Source organism: Actinosynnema sp. CS-041913 (assembly GCF_050942485.1).
Taxonomy (GTDB): Bacteria; Actinomycetota; Actinomycetes; order Mycobacteriales; family Pseudonocardiaceae; genus Actinosynnema.
In genome coordinates this window covers 6,080,007-6,098,637 of sequence record NZ_CP192037.1, presented here as the reverse complement: position 1 = coordinate 6,098,637, position 18,631 = coordinate 6,080,007, and the positions used below count along the sequence as shown (strand labels likewise).

Below are 18,631 nucleotides of genomic sequence, written 5' to 3'. Positions count from 1 at the left end.
GCGCGTCGGTCGAGCAGGTCGCCACCCTGCTCGTGGAACCCTCGCTTGGCCCTTCCCGTACCGGGATCTCGAGCACGGCGACTGCGTGCTCTTCCTGGGCCGATACGGCGCGGTCGTACGGGATTACGCCCCCGAGTGGCTCCCAGTCGACGGTGTGATCACCCTCAGCGGTCCGCTCGAGGTCTGCCGCCACCACGCCACCGGCTTCCGCACCGCCATCACGGCTCCCGTCAGCTACACCGCCGACATCGCCCGCGTCGCCTCCGCACTTCCCGCCGGGGTCGAGCGGATGCTGAGCGGAACAAGCCTCTAGCAGGGGCTTGGTCGGGTGCGGTTGTGGGCGACTGCACACCGGCCTTTGGCTGCCGGACAACGTGGAGGGACGGGAACGCGTCGCGAATCCTCGACACAAGCAACTACCGGGGCGTCCCGCGGTCGAACGCGACTCGGGCCTTCGAACATTTCCCGGTCGGCAGCCCAGCTTTCCTTGGCCCGCGGTTTCCGGTCCGGTGAGGATCGCGGTCGAACGACCGGTCCCGCGCCAGCCAGCGCGCGAACCGCCGGCGCGGCCCGCGGGGTCGTTGGTCGGCCGGTCGACAGGTTCCTCCTGCCCTACGGCGACTTCTCGGATGAGGAGTGGTCGGGTGAAGAGTGGTCGGACGAGGAGTGGAACTTCTACTACGGCATCGACGACAGTCTGCTGATCGAGTTGTGCCACAGGGCACGGTCGACAGGACGGTGTCGACCGCGTTCTGGACTGGCTCCGGAGCGGGCTCACGGCGGCGACAAGTACCGTGCCGAGGCTCTTGCCGACGCGCTGTTCTTCGACGGCAGGCACGCCGAGTTGGACGAACGCGCGCGGGCGCAACCAGCCCGCTGAGCACGACCTCGAATCGACAGGTGTCGTTCACGCGAGCTCCGCCTGCCAGGCCGTGCGGCCGTAGGTGGGAGCGTAGCTCCGGCGCCTGTCGGTTGATCGGGGCCCCACGTTGTCGGCCCCGTGGAGCGGTCCGGTGATCACCTGACCGCTCCAAGGGGCACGTCGGCACACAAAGTCGGCCAAGCGACACCAGATGTTCCACCCTGAGAGAGTCGCTGCTGGCAGAGAACGCCACGATCCCCGAGGCCGATCTCCGGAGCTCCGTCACCGTTGCGAAGTAGGCGGGATCTAGCGGCGTGGTCAGCCCAGTCAGTGGGCGAGCAGCAGGTGTGCAGCTCGCGTTGTTCTTCGAGAATCAGGTACGCGACCTGGCCCGCGTCGTCCGGGCCGAAGTGCCAGTAGCGGACGACCGCGTCTGGATTGTTCCGGTGCTGAGGAGGCCCGTTCCAGGGCTCCAGTTCCAGTACAGCGAGCACTTCGGCGTAGGGGCGAGCGCTTGGGGCGGCGACCTGGTCGAGGGCCTCGGCGTCCGAGACGATCCGGTACACCGGCTACTCGGCCTGCCGTACGCGCACCAGCGCTTCCGGCGACTGGTCGCAGCGGCGAGAACGAAGCCGGATGACGAGGCCGCGCGCCTGTTGACTGAAGCCCTCGCCCTGTGGCGTGGGCTGGCGCAATCGGTGCCTGGGCATTGGACGCCGCCGCCCAACTGGAGGAGGAGCAGGTTGGCGCGCAGAAGTTGCTGGCCGAGGCTGAGCGGCGGTCGGGCCTACGCGTTGACCACGCGGACGTCCATCACGGCATCCACGTCGGGGCAGAGCACGAGCCCGGCGATCACCCATGGGAGCGGCCCGCCCTGCCCGAGTCGGCACTCCGCATCAAATCCAAGTGAAAGCGTATTTTCTCTGGGATGCAACGAAGATCGGCCTTACGCACTACGCTCACGCACCGTGACCTCTCTCGACCTCGTGCTCAGGTTCGTCGAGGCACTGGTCTGGCCGCTGTCGATCCTGATCGCCCTAGTCGTCGTGGTTCGCGTGGCCGCACCCCGCGTCGCCCCACCGACACCGCCGCCGCCACGACCGGTGATCCGCCACCCCGGCGACTCCGTAGCCACCGCGATCACCGAGGTCGAGGCGCTGACCGGTCGAGGCGGCGGACCACCCGCAGACGCCACCGTGCACCTGGGCGAGACGATCCGGCTGACACCGACCGAGCCCCGGGACGCCGAGTGGCACGTCGTCGAGCACCTGCGCGCGGGACACGTCGTGATCGTCGACCTCTCCGCGCTGGACGAGGACGCCGCGACCCGGCTCGTCGAGTTCTGCGGCGGGTTCACGATGGGCGGCGGTGGCACGTTCTTCCAGATCTCCGGCGCCGTCGTGCTGCTGACCCTCGATCGGGCGAGGTGACCCCGCGTGGCCGCGCGCAGCACATCGGCTAAGCCCGAAGCGGTCGTCACCGCCGAACAGGAAGCCAAACGGCGCAAACAGAGCCTTGCCGCCAACGAGGAACTTCTCAAGATCAAGCACACTCTCCGGCAACTGGAGAGTTCGCTGCGGATCGCGCGGCGGCGTCGAATCTTCGCTCAATGCTCGATCGTGCTCGGGCCGATCTTGGCGCTCATCATGTATGTGCTGTTCTTCCTGGACTTGTTCCAGTGGGATCAGTTGAGGCCGTTTTACCTTCCGGGACTCGTAGTCGTCTTAGTTCTGCTGTGGAACGCGAGACGTCTGTACAACAACCCGGGCGGCCCGCTCGAGCCGGACGCTGGCGGAGTGCGACGCCGGCAGACCGAACTCGAGTTGGATCTTGAACTCGCACGCAAGCACGACCTGCGCAAATTCAAGGTCGCACATGGGCTCTACGACACTACCACGCGTCGGCTGCTCTACAAGGAGGATGCCTACGCGGACATCGAGAGGCTGCGAGAGGAGAGTCGCAAGTACCGCAACGTCAACAACTTCCTTCAAGGCGTGCTGATCGTGGGTGCGCTCGGCGCGACTGGGTCGTCGGCGATCGCAGCCGAACTCCAGGCACTGCGGTGGGTTACGTTCGGCATCGCCGTCGCGGTTGGTCTCGCGAGCGGGTTCATGGGCTACTACAAGTACAAGGAGCGCAGCTTCTATCTCCAACAGACCGCCGACGCGATCGAGCACGAGTGGGAGGCGTTCGAGGTCGGCGTCGGGCGCTACAAGCGGGCCGACACCGCTGCGGATGCCCTCGCCGACTTCGTCGAAGAGGTCCACAGGCTGAAGTCTGAACAGCGCAAGCGCCAGCAGAACCTGGAGCAGCCGCCCGAAGTCCGCAGCAGTGGCGAGGCTTGAGGTATGCGCTGGAATGCCGGGCGCAGGACAATCCGGACCGTCCTGACCTGCGGCCGACTGTGGTCGGCGTGCTGTGCGCCTATCTGAGGATGTCGTTTGACGCGCCGGACGGGCCACCCGGTGAGAACGCCGACCGGGCCGCCCGGGAGGAGCACCGGAACCGGATTCAGGAGCGTGAAGTCCGGCCTGACCGGGAACGCCGAGTTCGACGGGGCAGTGTTCGCCCACGGTGCCCTTTTTAGCGGCGGCTGCGCTGCACCGAGGTGGTGCTGGATTTGCGGGATGTGGGTGCTGGTTGTTGCCTGCACCCGGTCTCGCCTCGCTCGCCGCTGACCGTGCTCCTGCGATGTCTCCGGGTGAAGAGTCGTAGTGGACCACGATCAGGTTCCTGGAACCGGGCATTTCGGGGTGTGGCCAGGAACTCCCTGCCGTGGACACCGGCGTAATGGTGGCTGGATGGCTGCGCGAACACTGGCTCTGCAGTCTTTTCCGAGTGTGGATCGGATGTCGTCGGTGCCGCCTTTGACGGTGGAGGTGAGGCTGTGTGCCAGGGCCAGGCGTACGAGGCCAGACGGGTCGGCGGCCAGACGTTGTCCAATGGCGGGGTCGGTGTCGGGGATCCGGGTCCAGCATTGTGCGGCGAATACCCGGATGGAGGGAGAGCGCGAGACGGCGAGAGCGAGCAGGTCGTGGCGGAACGTGTCGGCCGGTGCTTGGGAGAGTGCGCTTCGCAGGAGCCGGGGGTTGTCGATGTCGCCGTCCATCAGGGTCAGCAGCAGAGTGCGGGCCAGGGTCCGTTGGTCCTGATCGTTCTCGGCGAGGACGATCAGGAGGCGGTTGGCGGCGAGGATCAACTCCTTCGGGGAACCTATCTGCAGGGCGGCAGGGTCGTCGTCAGGTGTGACGCCCTGACCGGCGGCGAGTGGTCGGATTGCGTTTCCGATCCTGGCGCGCAGTCCCGGGTCGAGCGCGTTGACTCCGCACAGGTGAACGACGGTCACGATGGCGTCGATCGCCTCGTGGCGTTCGAGGTTCGGTTCGCGGGGTTCGAGGGCGATGTCGAGCATCGCGGTCAAGAACCGGCTGCGACGGTCGAGGTCGCAGACAGGGGAGAGTTGGGCGACGCTGACCATGTCGCTGCCGAAACTCAGGGAGTTCCGTTGATACGACCGTGGTGCAGCTGCGGCGTCCAGGGACGCCTTGGCGTGCTCGACGATGTCGGGTGTTTGGACACCCAGTCCGACGAGTACGGGAATGAGCCACGGCGCTCTTCCCTCGATGGCGGCCTGCGACAGTCGTTTGACCAGCAGTTCCTTGGCGGGGGCCAGGCTGGTCAGCATAGCGTCGGAAGTGATCTCCAACGCCCGCGTGGATGATCGGGCCAGGTTCGCGAACTGGTCGGCGGCCTCGGCGGCGAGCGTGGGGTGGGTACGGGCGCATCCCAGGAGAAGCGAAACGTGATCCTTGATCGCCCGTGGGAACCGGCCGCTTCGTGCGGCCGGGGCCAGCCGGTCGACCAACCTGGCGGCCGTGGTGGGCATGGACGCCCACGCGAGAGCCGCGAGCGGGCCTAGCAGGGCCTCGTTCGCCGCGAGGATCGACCAGCCAGGGACGGTGCCCGTGGTGATCAGCCTGTCGCCGAGTTCCTCGAACACCGGCCGCGCGTGTGAGTCGGGCACGAGATCGCCGTGTGCTCCGAGGAATTCGTAGGTCGCCCGGAGTTGCCACACAGGGCCGTTGAGCCAGGCACGATCGGGGATGAGAGGTGCGTCGGGCTGGTCTCGTACCAGCGCCACGGCCATGGCGGATTCGCCTGCCCGCAGGTAGCAGCCGACGGCGTGTTCGGGGTTGTCCGAGGCGTGGGCGGCCCCGAGGTTCTTCTCGCACTGGCGCTGCATGCCCAGTGCGGCACCTGCGGACATGCGATGCCTCAACCGCATGAAGATGCGGCGGGCTCTGTCGTACCGCTCGGGAGTGAGAGACTCAAGTCCACGTGCCAGCAGGAGCTCCTCGCCCTGGAACACGCTGATCTTGTGGCCTTGAGGAAGTGACTGTGCCGTGTAGTGGGTCTCGTGGCCCGTTCCGGGTCCGCCGAGGGCGTGGCGGAGGTTCCTCAGGTCGTACAGCCAGTTGCGGATCTCGGCGTACATGTGTTCGCCGGTGGCACGTTCGATGGCCTTCTCGTAGCTGTCGACGGCTTCCGCGAGCCTGCATTCCTTTGCGAGCGCCTGTCCGTGTCGTGCCAGAGCCAGGGCGTACAGGGGACCGCCGCAGTCCGCCTCGATCACGGCCAGCAGGGACGGCCATTCCTCGCGGCACTCCGCCACTGCGATCCGTAGCCGTCCGGCCAACTCCCTTGCTTCGGCGGCCGCCTCTCGGGCGTGGGCGAGGGCACGATCACACAGATCTCCGAACACCTCGGGGCGACCCGCCGCGATTGCTTCCTCGGCCAGCCACAACAGGAGCTCTCCGGCGTGTTCGTCGCCCTGGTCGAGTTCCGCGACGTGCACGGCCACATCGGTCAGCGATGCCTGTCCGGCTTCGTACTGCAACATCGCCACCACGGCATTCCCGGCCGGTGACCGTACCTGAGGCGACTTTCTCAGTTCGTCCACCAGTTCCCACTCGTCGGAGAACTGGGATGGAACCTCTCCCCGCTGAAGAGGCGACCAGGCGCCGGTCACGGTGGCGCGCACTGCGGTTTCGTGCCGCCCGGCGGCATGCAGCGCATGGGAGAGGCGCGACTGGATGGTGGCGGCCTCGTGGATGTGACCGGCGGCGTGAAGATCGGTCATCGTCCGAGCGAAGAGTTCGGCCGCAGTATGAGGATCGGAGTCCAGGATCCTGTGGGCTTCGGCCAGGCGGTCGTGCAAGGGTCCTGCGGCGAGCGGACCGTAGAGCACCTCCTCGGGGGCGAACGCGGGCCAGACGTCACCCGGATGCTCCACCTCGTTGACGACGATGCCGTCGACAGCCAGGTTTCCACGCAGCGACCCGGCGGCGGCGAACCGTCGGCCCGCGGACAGGCGCCCACATTCCGACAGCAGACTCTTCCACGCGGATTGGATCCGACTGCGGTCGACGAGCGCCCCTGCCAACAGCGCATGAACGCTGAGGAGGTCCCGCCCTCCGGGTTCGAGATCGAAAACCATCAGCCGAAGCACCGCGCAGAACTCTCGGAACTCCTCGCGGGTGATCTCGGCACCCGCCTCCTGCCTCCACAGGCGGTCCACGTGCTTCTTGAAGACATCGAGAGCAGCCTGTTGCCCGTTGTTGTCGACCAGTTGACGCTCGTCGGACCACCCAGGGGCGGTGGCCAGTCGATCGACGACGGTGACCAGAGCGTGACGCACTGTCGCCGGGGCCGCATGGTCTGTCGCGATCACGATTCGGTCGACGGTGGCGTTCCAAGCCCTACCGGACCCCGGTTCCGTGGTGTCGTAGGGAATCCCCTCCCGATACATCCGTACGGCCTGTGCCAGTGCCTGAGCCAACGGTGACCCCTCGGTGGCCTCCAGCCTCAGATTCGTCTTCGCTTGAACGACGATGAATCCGCCGTCGTGGGTGACGACACAGACGTCGTCCACCGGGTATCCGGTCTGCATGCCCACACGTGTGGGCCAACCCGCTGTGTTCGGCCACGGCCGGGACGGATTCGACGCCAACGGACGTTCCGCCAACACATGTGCGGCGAACATCGCGCCTACCTGGACCTCAAAACCGTACCCGCGCGACGCTCCGGATCCCCCGGTGCTGCTCCTCGACACGTTGGCACCGTATCCCCTTGCGCGGCTGCGGTGACAGAAGTGCGGACCGGGCACGCCATGTGGAACCAAATGCCCCCTGGCAACGACTCCTCGCCAACCGATATGGCGCGCGGACGTCCCGGCCCGCCCCCGTCATCGGGACTGCAGGAATGTCTTTTCCGCTCGCCCTGGATCAGCGTCGCATGTGGATGAACGGCGATGCGTGCCGTCACCCGATCGAGTCTGGTCTGCCGGTGTCGTGCTGGTGGAAGAGTTCGGCGGGCTCGACGTGGAGTTCTTCGGCGAGGACGAAGACGCGGTCGAGGCCGGGGGAGTGGCGGCCATTCTCGACGCGGTCGACGGTTTTGCGGTCGAACCCGGTGGCCTCGGCGAGTTGCTCCCCAGGGCCAGTCGCGTTCGGCCCGGGGGGCGGCGTTGCGGTGGTCGAGCTGTGTGCGCCGTCCCGCGAGGTGCGGGTGCACGAGCGGTGCCGGCACGGCAGCGGGCTTGGTACGTCACGCCGCGCGAGTCCGTGTCAACGGTGGTACAAATTCGGTCGCGCAGCCTTGTCTGGCGAGTATAGGCGCTGGTCAGACCGGGTTCTGTGCTGCTGTCGTGCTGTTGCCGATCCATCTGTGGAGGCGATGAGTGAGCAGTGACCCCAAGACCGTCCAGGCCGCCCGTCTGTTGCTGGCCCAGCTCGGCGTGACCCCGAATGACCTGATGCGGATACCGGTGGACCTGCCGACGTTCGCCGCCTACGTGCCCACCGTGATCGCCGCGTCCGGCCCTGGCGCGGTGCGCACCTACGGCACCTACTGGACGCGGATCGTCGAGACCTTCGGCGACCGCCGCCTGGACGAGCCCGCCCCGTCGGAGATCGAGGCGCTGATGCGCCGCCTGGTCGCCACCCGCACGATCCGCCGCAACGACTGCGGCGGCCACTCCGTCGCCGAGCACCTGGTCGCCGCAATGCGCGCGGTCTACAACCGGGCGATCAACGACAACCTCGTGCCTCCGAACTACAACCCGGCCGACAAGGTGCCCAAACCCCGCCGACGACCCACCGCCCGCCGGGCCCTAGGCCCCGCAGAAGTGACCGCGCTCGCCGACGCGATCACCGGCGGAGGCCACGACGCCCCACTGGACACCCTGCTGTTCCGGCTGCACCTGGAGACCGCCTGCCGCCGCGGCGGCGCCCTGGCCCTGCGCGAGAACGACATCGAACCCACCACCTGCCTGATCCGGCTGCGGGAGAAAAACAACACCGTCCGCTGGCAACCCGCCAGCCCCACCCTCGTCCGATCCCTGCTCGACCACCGCCGCCACCGCGGCAACGACAAACCCACCCCCGAACCACTCCTGCGCCACCGCGACGGCGATCCGATCAACCGGCGCCGCTACGACCGCCTCTGGCAGCGTGTCGGCCGCCAACTGGACTGGGTCACGGCCCGCAACGTCTCCACCCACTGGCTCCGCCACACCACCCTCACCTGGGTCGACCGCCACTACGGCCCCTCGATCGCCCACGGCTACGCCGGGCACACCCACCCGCGCGGCGACGACGTCACCGCCGTCTACACCAAACCCACCATCGCCGACCTCGCCACCGCCCTGGCCGCCTACACCCGTGAACCCCACCCACTCGCCACCACACCACCACCCGACGGCGGCCTGCCCGCGTTCCCCATCCTCAACCCGGTCGGCTCATGACCGAACACCTCACCCCGCTGTTCACACCACCAGTCGAGCGGCCGGTCAGCCCGCTCGCCGAGATCGTCATCCCGCGACGTGTCGACCTCGGGCGAGATTCGGGTCTGGTCGTCGCATCCTCGACCATCGACCACTCCGGACGCGTACCCGCCGCCCGACTGCTCAACGCACTGGGCTGGCACATCGGCCTGCCAACGCGGGCACGGCTGCGCGGCGACGCGATCGTCGTCGAACCCGACTCCGACAGTCCACACAGGATCGACAGCCGCCGACAGGCCTTCGTCCCGGCCGGGCTCCGAGCACTGGCCGGCATCACCACCGGCGACCGAGTGCTGCTCACAGCATCTCCGGCCACCGACACCCTGATCGTCCACCCAGGCAGCGTGCTGCGCCTGCTCGTGTCCGGCCATCTGACACCGGCACCGCCTTGCAGAGCGAACCGCACGCGACCAACACGCTGAGCACGACCTTGAGCTGACGGATGTCGTCCACGCGAGCTCTGCTCGCCAGACCGTGCGGCCGTAGGTGGGAGCGTGCCTCCGGCGCCTGTCGGAACGATCCGGGATCCGGATTCGTCCGCCTGGTGGAGCGGCCAGTGATCACCGGGCCGCTCCACCGGTGATCATCGCCGATCTACTCTTCCGGCACTATGCCGTTGCCCAGGGGGCTCTCCGCGTCCGATGACTTCGGCAAGATCGAACTCGTTCGGCGGCTCCTCCGGGAGGTGGGCGTCGAGTTGTCGGATCTACTTCCCACGACGAAGTTTCCGACGGTCTCGGAGTACTTGCCGCGGGTGTTGGCGGCGGCATCGCCGTCGCAGTTGCAGAAGTACGGTGTGCACTGGGAACGCGCTGTGCGCGCGTTCGGCTCGAAGGGGATCGACGAGGTCAAGCCGACTGACGTGTTGGCTCTTCAACGGCTGGCGACCAGCAAGGCCCAGGTGCGTTCCAACGGTCGCAAGGGCAGGCATGCCGGCGAGAGTGCGGTTCGGGCGATGCGGGATGTTCTTCCGGTTGGCCATCGTGGACGGTCTACTCAGGGCCGGGACCAATCCGGCGATGGAGGTCGAGCTCCCACGTCGGCTGCCCAATGTGCGTCGCGCGTTGACGCACCGCGAGATGGCGGCGATCAATTATGTCGTCGCCACCAGTGGCAGAGATGTGGCGTTGGATTCGCTGCTGCTGCGGTTGCACACCGAGACGGCGTGCCGCAAGGCCGGGGTGCTTGATCTCCGCTTGGCCCCGACCTGGACACCGAGTCCTGCGCAGTACAGTACGGCTTCGGGAGAAGTTCGGTACCGAGCGGTGGCAGCCGATCCAGGCCGACGTTGGTTCGCGCTGTTGACGGAACATGCGGACTCGCGCGGAGCGCGGCATGCTGATGATCAACTCCTACGACATCCGGACGGCACACCGCTGACCGGACGACGATACGACTTGTTGTGGATGCGGGTGCAGAAGAGCCTGAAGTGGGCGGCACACCTCGAGTTGTCGATGCACTGGTTGGGCTTGTCCCGTTTTGACGGACATCTGAGATCAGGGGACGCGTTTCCCCGGAGGGATGTCCCATCATGGAGCCCATGGGCAGGAAGAAGCGGCGGCCTCGCCGATCGTTCACCCCGGAGTTCAAGGCCGAGATCGTCGAGTTGTGCCGGCGGGGCGACCGGTCGGTGGGTCAGGTGGCGTCGGACTTCGATCTGACCGAGACCGCGGTGCGGCAGTGGGTCGTGCAGGCCGAGCGTGACGCGGGGATCCGTACCGACGGGTTGACCACCGACGAGCGGGAGGAGCTCGCCCGGTTGCGGCGGGAGAACCGCCGCCTGACCGAGGACGTGGAGATCCTCAAGCGTGCCACGGTTTTCTTCGCGAAGGAGATCCGGTGAACGTGTATCCGTTCATCGAGGCGGAGAAGACGGGCGGCGGCAACGTCCATCGGGCGTGCACGCTGCTGAAGGTCTCCCGATCCGCCTACTACGCCCACCGCGCCGGTGCTCCTTCCGCCCGCGCACGGCAGGACGCGGACCTGACCGCGCAGGTGGTCGCGATCCACGACGAGTCCAAGGGCACCTACGGGGCGCCACGGGTGCACGCCGAACTGCGGGCGCGGGGCGGAAGGCATTCCCGCAAGCGCGTCGCCCGACTTCTGCGCGCCGCCGGCCGGGCCGGACGCGCCCCGAAACGGTGGCGCACCACCACCGTCCCCGACCCCGCCGCGACCGTCCCGGCGGACCTGATCCGTCGGGATTTCTCCTGCGCCGCAACGGAGATCGACACCCGGTGGTGCGGTGACATCACCTATATCCACACCTGGGAAGGGTGGCTCTACCTGGCCATCGTGATCGACATCGCCTCCCGGCGCGTCGTCGGTTGGGCCACCGCCGACCACCTGCGCACCGACCTCGTCGCCCGGGCCCTGGACAACGCCGTGCGGCAACGGCGGCCCGAGCCCGGCGTGATCTTCCACGCCGACCGCGGCTGTCAATACACGTCCACCCGGTTCGGTGCCCTGGCCGACGAGTTGGGAGTGCGTTTGTCGGTGGGCCGCAAGGGCCAGTGCTGGGATAACGCGGTCGCGGAATCGTTCTTCGCCACCATCAAAACCGAACTGCTCGACCGGCAACCGTGGCCCACCAGGACGATGGCACACAAGGCGATCTTCGAGTACATCGAGGGCTGGTTCAACACCCGCCGCCTGCATTCCAGCCTCGGCTACCTCAGCCCTGCCACCTACGAGGCGACCCGACACCACCCGGTAAACCGGGTAGCCTGACCACCTCATCGACCTTGTCCGTCAAAACGGGTCAACCCCAGGTTGCGCCATACGACGCTGACCTGGGTGGAACGTCACTACGGTTGTGCCGTCGCCCGAGCCTCCGCGGGACACACCGACACCAGAGGTGGCTCCACGCTGACCTACATCAAGGGGATGCCAGTGGAGGTGGCCCAGGGGTTGTCGGCCTAGACAGGTGAGCCACACCCGTTGGCCGAGCTGAGCCGACTGTGATCGTTGATCACGCGCCGAGGTGATGGCGGCCGTGAAGGTGCCGGTCGGTGAACGCCGATTCCTCGACCGACACTCTCCGCTGTGGACACTGGGTGTGATCCACTCGATGGAGCGGATCACGAGTCGCTCCACTGGAACAGTTCGAGCGGCGCGACGCCGAGCGGGTCGGCAAGGACGAAAACGCGATCGAGGCCGGGCGAGTACAACCCACCCCAGAATACGATCCTCACGATCGGACAGGTCGGCCAGCGCCTGCTCGATGTCGCCGACCGCGTGCGCGACTCACGCCCGCGCGGCCAGGATGTCGGAGAACGGGCCGCCGACGGAATGCACACTGAGCAGCGGCGTGGGTGGTGGAAACTGGCGCCGTTCCCCCGTTGGCGATGATTGTTTCCCTCCCAGAGGGTCGCCTCTGAAGGGGCAGCGGTTCCGTTCGGACCGTCGTTGGTGGTGTTGTCGAGGTCGTCGAGTTGGCGTGCCTGCCATGCGGGTCCAGCCACAGCGCGCCGTCGACGCGAAAGTACTCCGGCGTCTCGTGGATCGCCTCGCCGACCGCCATCCGGGCGAAGTGCCCCCACCACGGCTCAACCGACGCGTCGTCGGCGAGCGCGTCCCCCGCCGTACCACTCGTCGGGCAGGCTCGACCCAGGTGTGTAGGCGTCCGGCACGTCCTCGTCGAGCATTGTGGCGTGGTCGAAGCGGCGAGGACGGGCTCGTGGGCGAAGGTCGGTCGGTAGTCGACCGCCCGGACTGCGCGGTCGAAGCCGATGTCTCGCGCCGTCCCGTTTTCGGGTCGAGAACTCGGTCCTGGCCCAACACCCGGCACTGCTGCTGTCACAGGGAAGCACCGTCGTGAGCCGCCGAACACCTGGTGCGGATCAACTTCAGGTCGCGCCTGCCTGGGTGGCGGTCTTGTGGGTGGTGACGTGGTGGTAGCCGAGGGTGTCGGGGGTCCGCTGGTCAGGCATTGGCCGATACCCTGCACGTCGGATCAGCCTCGACGCCCGACACCGGATGGAGAACCTGTGCTGGACGACACGCCCCCGCACCGCCGGGTACGCCTGGCGCTGCACGCTCTTCGAGACGTCTTGTCCGATGCCCTGTCCGCCGAGTCGGCACCCTCGGAGCCGGCCATGCTCAAGGAACTCAGCGCGGCACAGATCGCACTCACGTTCCTCGCAGGCGACATCGCCCGCCGCGTCCGCGCTGACATCTCGAACACCGAGGAGTGGGGCATGGAAACGGTTCGACTGCTCGACGCATACGAGGAGCACGTTGTTCGTGCGGCTGCGCTGGCCCAGGAGTTCGGCACCCACGTCCAAGGAAAAGGGTGAACACAACCGGTCACCCGATCGGCGGTACGACCGGACGATCCTCCTCGTTAGTTTCGAGAAGTATCGAACGGAGACTATGCGTCGTTGAATAGTGGGGGAATGTCCTTGAAAAGGATCTTTTCGATCATCGCTGCCTTGCCGCTCACGCTGACTGCGTTATTGGTGCCCAACTCGACCGCTTCCGCCGAAGGCGGCCCGGCCGATTTCATGCCTCCGCCACCGGACTGCGGCGACAGGATCCAGGTGTACGCCAGGACTCAGCAGCCTGTCAATGCGTGGCAGTTGAGAGTAACCGGAGCCGGTCTCAGTGAGATCCTACCTGGTGGTGCCGGGCGTGTCTTCCTCTCGTTCGACGACGACGACGCCTCCGAGAATCGCGACGTCTTCATCGACTCCAGTCATCCGCTGAGTGTCTTCGCCGTCGTGAACGGGGCGAGGATCGCCATCTACGTCAGCGTGACTGATTTGGACAACCGGGTGACATATTGCGCGACGACCAAGAATGTTAACCACCCGTAAAAGATCTTCGAAACCTAGTCTGCCCTCCATCGGGCGGCGTCCGGTGACGCGGTCACGCGAGGTCGGTTGATCGGAGATGGCCGACCGGCTCGGTGGGCGAGCAGCCACGCTCGCCGCTTGCGGAAGCAACGATCTGACGTCTTTGGGTCGTGATGGCGATACTGCATGTTCAACTGTCGCGGGTCTCCGCGGTTGTAGTGGTGTGTCTGTTCACGAACAGCCATTTCACGGCGAACCCGCGACAGTTGAGTATTCGTCCTCGACAGTTTCAAAGACTGGCCTGGGCACCGGCGTGGCCTCGTAGAGAGGTGTGCCGACGCGGCGCTCCTCGGGCAGACCACGTGGATCAGCTACCAGCACTGGCTGCGCCACCTCGACGACGCCCAGCTCCGCGCGGGGGGTGTCCCTATGTGGTTGTCAAACCGCAGCCGGGGCGGGAGTGGTCTCCGGGTGCCGGTAGTTGGTCTTGGTGCGGAGCATGGCGAACAGGACGTCGCAGCGGCGCCGGGCCAGGCAGATCAGCGCGGCGTTGTGTTTCTTCCCTTCGTCGCGTTTCCGCTGGTAGTAGGCCCTGCTGGTCGGATCGGAGAGGGCGGCGAACGCGGCGAGGAAGAACGCCCGTTTGAGTTTGCGGTTGCCGGTGCGGGCCGGGTGTTCGCCCTTGATGGAGGAGCCCGAGCTGCGGGTGACCGGGGCGATGCCGGCGTAGGCGGCCAGGTGGCCGGAGGTCCTGAACCCGGTGGCGTCGCCGATTTCGAGCAGGATGCGGGCTGCGGTCCTGACGCCGATGCCGGGCATCGAGGTCAGGACTCCGGCGAGAGGGTGCGCTTCGAGTATCCTTTCGACCTCGGTGGCGACCTGTTTGCGTTGCCGGAGAACGGTTTTCAGGCTGTCGGCCAGGCGGGGCAGCACGGTGTCCGCGGCCGTGGTGCCGGGGACGACGACGGTTTGTTCGTCCAGCGCGGCCAGGATCGCGGTGACGAGTTTGTCGCCCATTCTCGGTGCGTGGGCGGTGGCGATCGAGGTGAGTTTGCGGCGTCCGGCCTTGGCGATGCCGGTGGGGCCGCCGCAGCGGGACAGGATCTCCAGCACCGCCGGGTGGCTGATCCTGGACCCGATGGCGCGTTCGAGGGCGGGGTGGACGCCGGTGAGCAGGCCGCGGATGCGGTTGGCGATGCGGGTGGCCTCGCCGGCCAGGTCGTCGTCGAACCCGACCAGCACGTCCAGCTCGGCCAGGGCGTCGTCGCCGACGTCGACCGGGCGCAGGGTGTGCGGCAGCGAGCGGGCCGCGTCGGCGATGACGAAGGCGTCCCGGGCGTCGGTTTTCGCCCGGCCGGGGTAGAGGTCGGCGATGCGGCGCATGGCCAGGCCCGGCAGGTAGGCCACCCGGTGACCGGCCGCGCGGGCTACCGCGACCGGCAGCGCGCCGATCGTCGCTGGCTGGTCGACCACCACCAGCAGCGGTCCGTGCGCGGCGAGCTTGTCGAACAGCGCCCGCAGCCTCGGTTCGCTGTTGGGCAATGGCGCGTCGTGCAGCCGCTTGCCCGCCGGGTCCAGGCCGACGGCGTGGTGTTCGCCCTTGCCGACGTCCAGGCCGAGGAACACCTGGTAACCGCTGGTCATCCGTCCTGCCGTTCGTTCATCGCGGGTGGTCGCCGGTCGGGCATCGACGGCCGGCACCCACGTTACGACGAGACCTGCCCGGCGGGCGGCCGTGTCCCTAATGACTACCGAACGAGCTGACGGGTGACGCCTTCTAGCGACACGGCCGCACAGGTCTGATCCGCAGGCCGGCGCTCCCACTTGCTCGTTCGGACGGGTGGGGCCGGACGTGTCCGGTGGACGTCTTCCGTGTCCCTGGGCTGATGAGCCCTCCTGATAGATCGGCGCGACCGGCGTGTCCGTGCTCCACCCGTTCACTCGATCAGGCAGTTTGTTCGTCGTCCGAGCCCGTCCGCGCGGAGGACACCTCAGTGACCGGGAACCGTCGAGTTCTCCGTCGAGACCGGTGCCCGCGCGGATCGCTGGGATCGCGAACGGCTCAATCGGAGGTCAGGCCACAGAGCCTCGTCATTAGGGCGCCGCGCGTTCTCGTCAGGGTTCGGACCAGCACAGACAGTCAGTCGAGGGGAAAGTTCAGAGTGAAGGTGTTCTGCGGGATCGACTGGGCCGAGGACCACCACGACGTCGCCCTGGTCGACGCCGAGGGTGTCCTGGTGTCCAAGCGCCGCATCGACGACTCGGCCAGCGGCTTCGCCGAGCTGCTGGCGATGCTCGCCGACGCCGGTGACGCCGCGGCCGACCCGATCCCGGTCGCGATCGAGACCCCGCGCGGCCTGCTGGTCGCCGGCCTGCGACAGACCGAGCGACGGGTCTACTCGATCAACCCGATGGCAGTGGCCCGCTACCGCGAACGACACAGCGTCTCGCGCAAGAAATCCGACCACGTCGACGCCATGACCTTGGCGAACATCCTGCGCACCGACGCCCACGTCCACCGGCCGCTGCCCGCCGACAGCGAGCTCGCCCAGGCCGTCGCGGTGCTGTCCCGCGCAACCCAGGATGCCATCTGGCGGCGATCCCGCGCCACACAGGAACTCCGCGCCGCGCTGCGCGAGTACTACCCCGCGTTTCTCGCCGCGTTCGCGAAGGGCGGTGCCACCAACCTCGCCAGTCCCGAAGCGCGCATGGTCCTGGAGCTGGCACCGACACCCGCCGCCGCCACGAAGATCACCAAGGCGCGCATCGCCGCGGCCCTGCGTCGCGCCGGTCGCCAGCGCGGCATCGACGCCCTGGCCGCGCAGCTCCTCAACGACCTTCGCAAGCCGCAGCTGCGGCAACCGCCGCTGGTCGAGGAGGCGTTCGGCCACCAGGCGCTCGCGCTGCTGGCCACCCTCAACGCCGAGTGCGCCGGCGCGGACCGGCTCACCGAGTCCACCACGGCGGCGTTCCAACAGCATCCGGACTACGCGATCATCACCAGCTTCCCCGGCCTGGCCGACCTGTCCGGGGCCCGCGTCCTGGGCGAGATCGGCGACGACCGCACACGCTTCACCGATGCCCGCTCACTCAAGGCCTACGCCGGCTCCGCACCCGTCACACGGGCCTCCGGCCGCAGCATCTCCATCACCCGCCGCACCGTCAAGAACGACCGCCTCAACGCCACCGGATTCGTCTGGGCCTTCGCCAGCATCGGCCGAGCCGGCGCACCACGCGACCACTACCAACGCCGCCGGGCACACGGCGACCGGCACGCCGCCGCCCTGCGCCATCTGTTCAACCGCTTCCTCGGACAGCTCCACCACTGCCTCCAGACCGGCCAGACCTACGACCCGATCAAGGCATTCGACACCCAGCTCGACACCCCAACCGGAGCTGCGGCTTGACAGTTAGCAAGATCGGAGGTCTATCAGCGGTCCCTCGATGCCACCAGGTCCGGTGACACCACCCCCCGGATCATGCGCTCGACTGGGGGCGTCAGTCATGCCGGACCTGGCGACCACGACTCCTTGATCAGGAGCTACGAAAAAGGTAACGGGGGGCTGGGCGGTCGCCGGACCGAATCTGCTCACCTACCTCAGGACCGCCGTCCGCGCGGCCCGACACCACCCGTATCCCGCCGTCTCCGGTGACTGGACGCCGCCGCTGTCCGACGTCCACATCCAGCAGGACGCCTTGCCCGAGGACACCCTGTCCGAGGCGTCCACTGACCCGGCGTCGGGTTTTCCGGCCGGCGTCCTGTTCGACCGCTCCGAGGACAGCCTGCTCGTCGGCGGCCCCGGCGCCGGGAAGTCGAGTCTGCTGCGTTCCGCGGTCACCTTCCTGGTCGAGCGCTGGCTGCGCGGTGAGACTCCACCCGCCCCGGTGCGCGTCCTGGCCACCGACTTCGTCGCTTCCTCGCCGCTGCCCGAGGCGATCGCCGCGAGCGTCCGCGCAAATCTGAGCGCCCTCGGGCTGCTCCACTCGTGGCCGCCCGGGTTCTTCGCCGAGCCGCCGATTCCGGGTGGCAGCTGGCTCGTCCCGGTCGACGGCTTGGACGAGGTGATCGACCACGAGCAGCGGAAGGCCATTCTCACGAAGCTTGCCGGATCGAGGGCCGGGAACCCCGAAGGGCTGTACCGGTTCGCCGTCGTCCAGCACCACGGTGGCGTGCCGTGTGACATCTTTGGAGTACGGCATGCGCTCACCGCTGACGGCGGCTCAAATCGACGACCTGTTGGGCGACCACCGCCACCGGATGCGAGTCGTGCTAGGGGTCGCGCGACCGGTATCCACCTGGTTCCCGAGGCGGTACACCCCGCGGCGGCCGTGGGTAACCGCTTCTTCCCGCTTCAGGTGGAGAGTCGGAGTCAGTTCGAGGAACAGCCCGTCTCAGGCAAGCCCGGGGGAGTGGCGGGTCGTGTTGGACGACCTGGTCGGTGTCATGCGCCGCACGAACAGTCATGCCTTGAGGCGCTGGAGCTAGCCCAGACTCGGACGCTCGCAGCACCAGAGGTGACGCGTTCTGTGGTGGTCGGGTCAGGACAGGACCAGATGACGCTGTGGCGGCACGCGTTCGCGCGGATCGACCAAGCGAGCTTCCGCGCAACGGGAGCCTTGTCGTTGAGCACCGTGACCCTCCGTCGCTACGACCTGGCGACGCTGTGCGTGTGGTCCGTCGAGGCGACCGTGTTCACGAGGAACGGCGCAATGAACTGCTCCGAGTCACCGGTGGCTGGCGTCGTTGGTGGAACATGCGGCGCAGCTGGTCCAGGGGTGACGGTGCGAACGCACAGAACTCCTCCGGAATGGGAGGCCGAAGCGCGGGTAGGCTGGAGCGAGCTTGACACACCGAGCGGCACATCCTCGATCGTGGCGCAGGTCGGTTTGGCGGATCAGCGGCTGAACACCGCGTACGACACGATGGTCGAGGTGATCGGTTCGGCCGGTGTCAGCCGAGCGGACCTCGAGCCGCTGCTGAGCTGGTGGTGCCGGACCCGTCGTTCGTCGTCGAGTGCCTGATAGCGCTCCAGGTGTTCAACGTGGACGGCGACGGCCGGTCCCTTCCCGAGCCCAGATTGGCTGCGTGCTGGCCGCATCGCTGACACTGTCCGGAGCAAGCCCACCTGC

Annotated in this window: 15 protein-coding genes; 12 read left to right on the top strand and 3 right to left on the bottom strand. The window is 67.6% G+C overall.

Going from position 1 to position 18,631, the window contains the following annotated elements:
- Positions 1-154: 154 nt before the first annotated feature.
- From ACQPZF_RS27410 to ACQPZF_RS27395, 4 genes are all read left to right on the top strand, one after another.
- Positions 155-313 carry a hypothetical protein gene (locus tag ACQPZF_RS27410; protein WP_433261651.1) on the top strand — a complete coding sequence of 53 codons (159 nt, stop codon included), beginning with the start codon at positions 155-157 and terminating at the stop codon, positions 311-313.
- A 1,258-nt stretch (positions 314-1,571) separates the two neighbouring features.
- Entirely contained in the window at positions 1,572-1,772 is a 201-nt protein-coding gene (locus ACQPZF_RS27405) for a hypothetical protein (protein ID WP_433261649.1), read from the top strand.
- A gap of 58 nt (positions 1,773-1,830) precedes the next feature.
- A complete protein-coding gene (gene sepF / locus ACQPZF_RS27400) occupies positions 1,831-2,292 on the top strand; it encodes a cell division protein SepF (RefSeq protein ID WP_433261647.1) in 462 nt (153 codons plus the stop codon).
- 6 nt (positions 2,293-2,298) lie between these two features.
- Positions 2,299-3,207, top strand: a complete 909-nt coding sequence (locus ACQPZF_RS27395; RefSeq protein ID WP_433261645.1) for a DUF4231 domain-containing protein — start codon at positions 2,299-2,301, stop codon at positions 3,205-3,207.
- Between the two features lie 380 nt (positions 3,208-3,587).
- Here ACQPZF_RS27395 and ACQPZF_RS27390 read toward each other — a convergent pair whose 3' ends face one another.
- Together ACQPZF_RS27390 and ACQPZF_RS27385 are read right to left on the bottom strand one after the other, a co-directional pair.
- Entirely contained in the window at positions 3,588-6,812 is a 3,225-nt protein-coding gene (locus tag ACQPZF_RS27390) for a hypothetical protein (protein WP_433261642.1), read from the bottom strand.
- 370 nt (positions 6,813-7,182) lie between these two features.
- Entirely contained in the window at positions 7,183-7,455 is a 273-nt protein-coding gene (locus ACQPZF_RS27385) for a helix-turn-helix domain-containing protein (protein WP_433274715.1), read from the bottom strand.
- 146 nt (positions 7,456-7,601) lie between these two features.
- Between ACQPZF_RS27385 and ACQPZF_RS27380 the strand changes: the two genes are divergently transcribed.
- The 6 genes from ACQPZF_RS27380 to ACQPZF_RS27355 all read left to right on the top strand — a co-directional run bounded on the left by ACQPZF_RS27380 (position 7,602) and on the right by ACQPZF_RS27355 (position 13,522).
- Positions 7,602-8,666, top strand: coding sequence for a tyrosine-type recombinase/integrase (locus ACQPZF_RS27380; RefSeq protein WP_433261640.1), 1,065 nt, complete (start codon positions 7,602-7,604; stop codon positions 8,664-8,666).
- Positions 8,663-9,127, top strand: a complete 465-nt coding sequence (locus ACQPZF_RS27375; RefSeq protein WP_433261637.1) for a hypothetical protein — start codon at positions 8,663-8,665, stop codon at positions 9,125-9,127. The genes ACQPZF_RS27380 and ACQPZF_RS27375 overlap by 4 nt, the downstream gene beginning before the upstream one ends.
- Positions 9,128-10,245: 1,118 nt before the next feature.
- Positions 10,246-10,548: a transposase gene (locus tag ACQPZF_RS27370; protein ID WP_433261635.1), complete on the top strand. Its 303-nt coding sequence runs from the start codon at positions 10,246-10,248 to the stop codon at positions 10,546-10,548.
- Positions 10,545-11,435 (top strand): IS3 family transposase, encoded by an 891-nt coding sequence (locus ACQPZF_RS27365; RefSeq protein WP_433261633.1) that lies wholly within the window; start codon positions 10,545-10,547, stop codon positions 11,433-11,435. The genes ACQPZF_RS27370 and ACQPZF_RS27365 overlap by 4 nt, the downstream gene beginning before the upstream one ends.
- Positions 11,436-12,694: 1,259 nt before the next feature.
- Positions 12,695-13,003, top strand: a complete 309-nt coding sequence (locus ACQPZF_RS27360) for a hypothetical protein (protein WP_433261631.1) — start codon at positions 12,695-12,697, stop codon at positions 13,001-13,003.
- Between the two features lie 105 nt (positions 13,004-13,108).
- Complete coding sequence (locus tag ACQPZF_RS27355) at positions 13,109-13,522, top strand: hypothetical protein (RefSeq protein WP_433261628.1); 414 nt, start codon at positions 13,109-13,111, stop codon at positions 13,520-13,522.
- A gap of 417 nt (positions 13,523-13,939) precedes the next feature.
- Here the strand turns inward: ACQPZF_RS27355 and ACQPZF_RS27350 are convergent, their stop codons facing one another.
- Positions 13,940-15,145, bottom strand: coding sequence for an IS110 family transposase (locus tag ACQPZF_RS27350; protein WP_433261626.1), 1,206 nt, complete (start codon positions 15,143-15,145; stop codon positions 13,940-13,942).
- A gap of 518 nt (positions 15,146-15,663) precedes the next feature.
- On the opposite strand from ACQPZF_RS27350, the gene ACQPZF_RS27345 reads away from it, so the two are divergent.
- Together ACQPZF_RS27345 and ACQPZF_RS27340 are read left to right on the top strand one after the other, a co-directional pair.
- Entirely contained in the window at positions 15,664-16,908 is a 1,245-nt protein-coding gene (locus ACQPZF_RS27345) for an IS110 family transposase (protein ID WP_433261624.1), read from the top strand.
- Between the two features lie 289 nt (positions 16,909-17,197).
- Complete coding sequence (locus ACQPZF_RS27340; protein WP_433261622.1) at positions 17,198-18,523, top strand: hypothetical protein; 1,326 nt, start codon at positions 17,198-17,200, stop codon at positions 18,521-18,523.
- Positions 18,524-18,631: the final 108 nt, after the last annotated feature.

Bases quoted from the DNA above. Each gene is read 5' to 3' on its own strand.
- ACQPZF_RS27375 (WP_433261637.1), top strand. From the start codon at position 8,663: ATGACCGAACACCTCACCCCGCTGTTCACACCACCAGTCGAGCGGCCG.
- ACQPZF_RS27350 (WP_433261626.1), bottom strand. From the start codon at position 15,145: ATGACCAGCGGTTACCAGGTGTTCCTCGGCCTGGACGTCGGCAAGGGC.
- ACQPZF_RS27370 (WP_433261635.1), top strand. From the start codon at position 10,246: ATGGGCAGGAAGAAGCGGCGGCCTCGCCGATCGTTCACCCCGGAGTTC.
- ACQPZF_RS27390 (WP_433261642.1), bottom strand. From the start codon at position 6,812: ATGCAGACCGGATACCCGGTGGACGACGTCTGTGTCGTCACCCACGAC.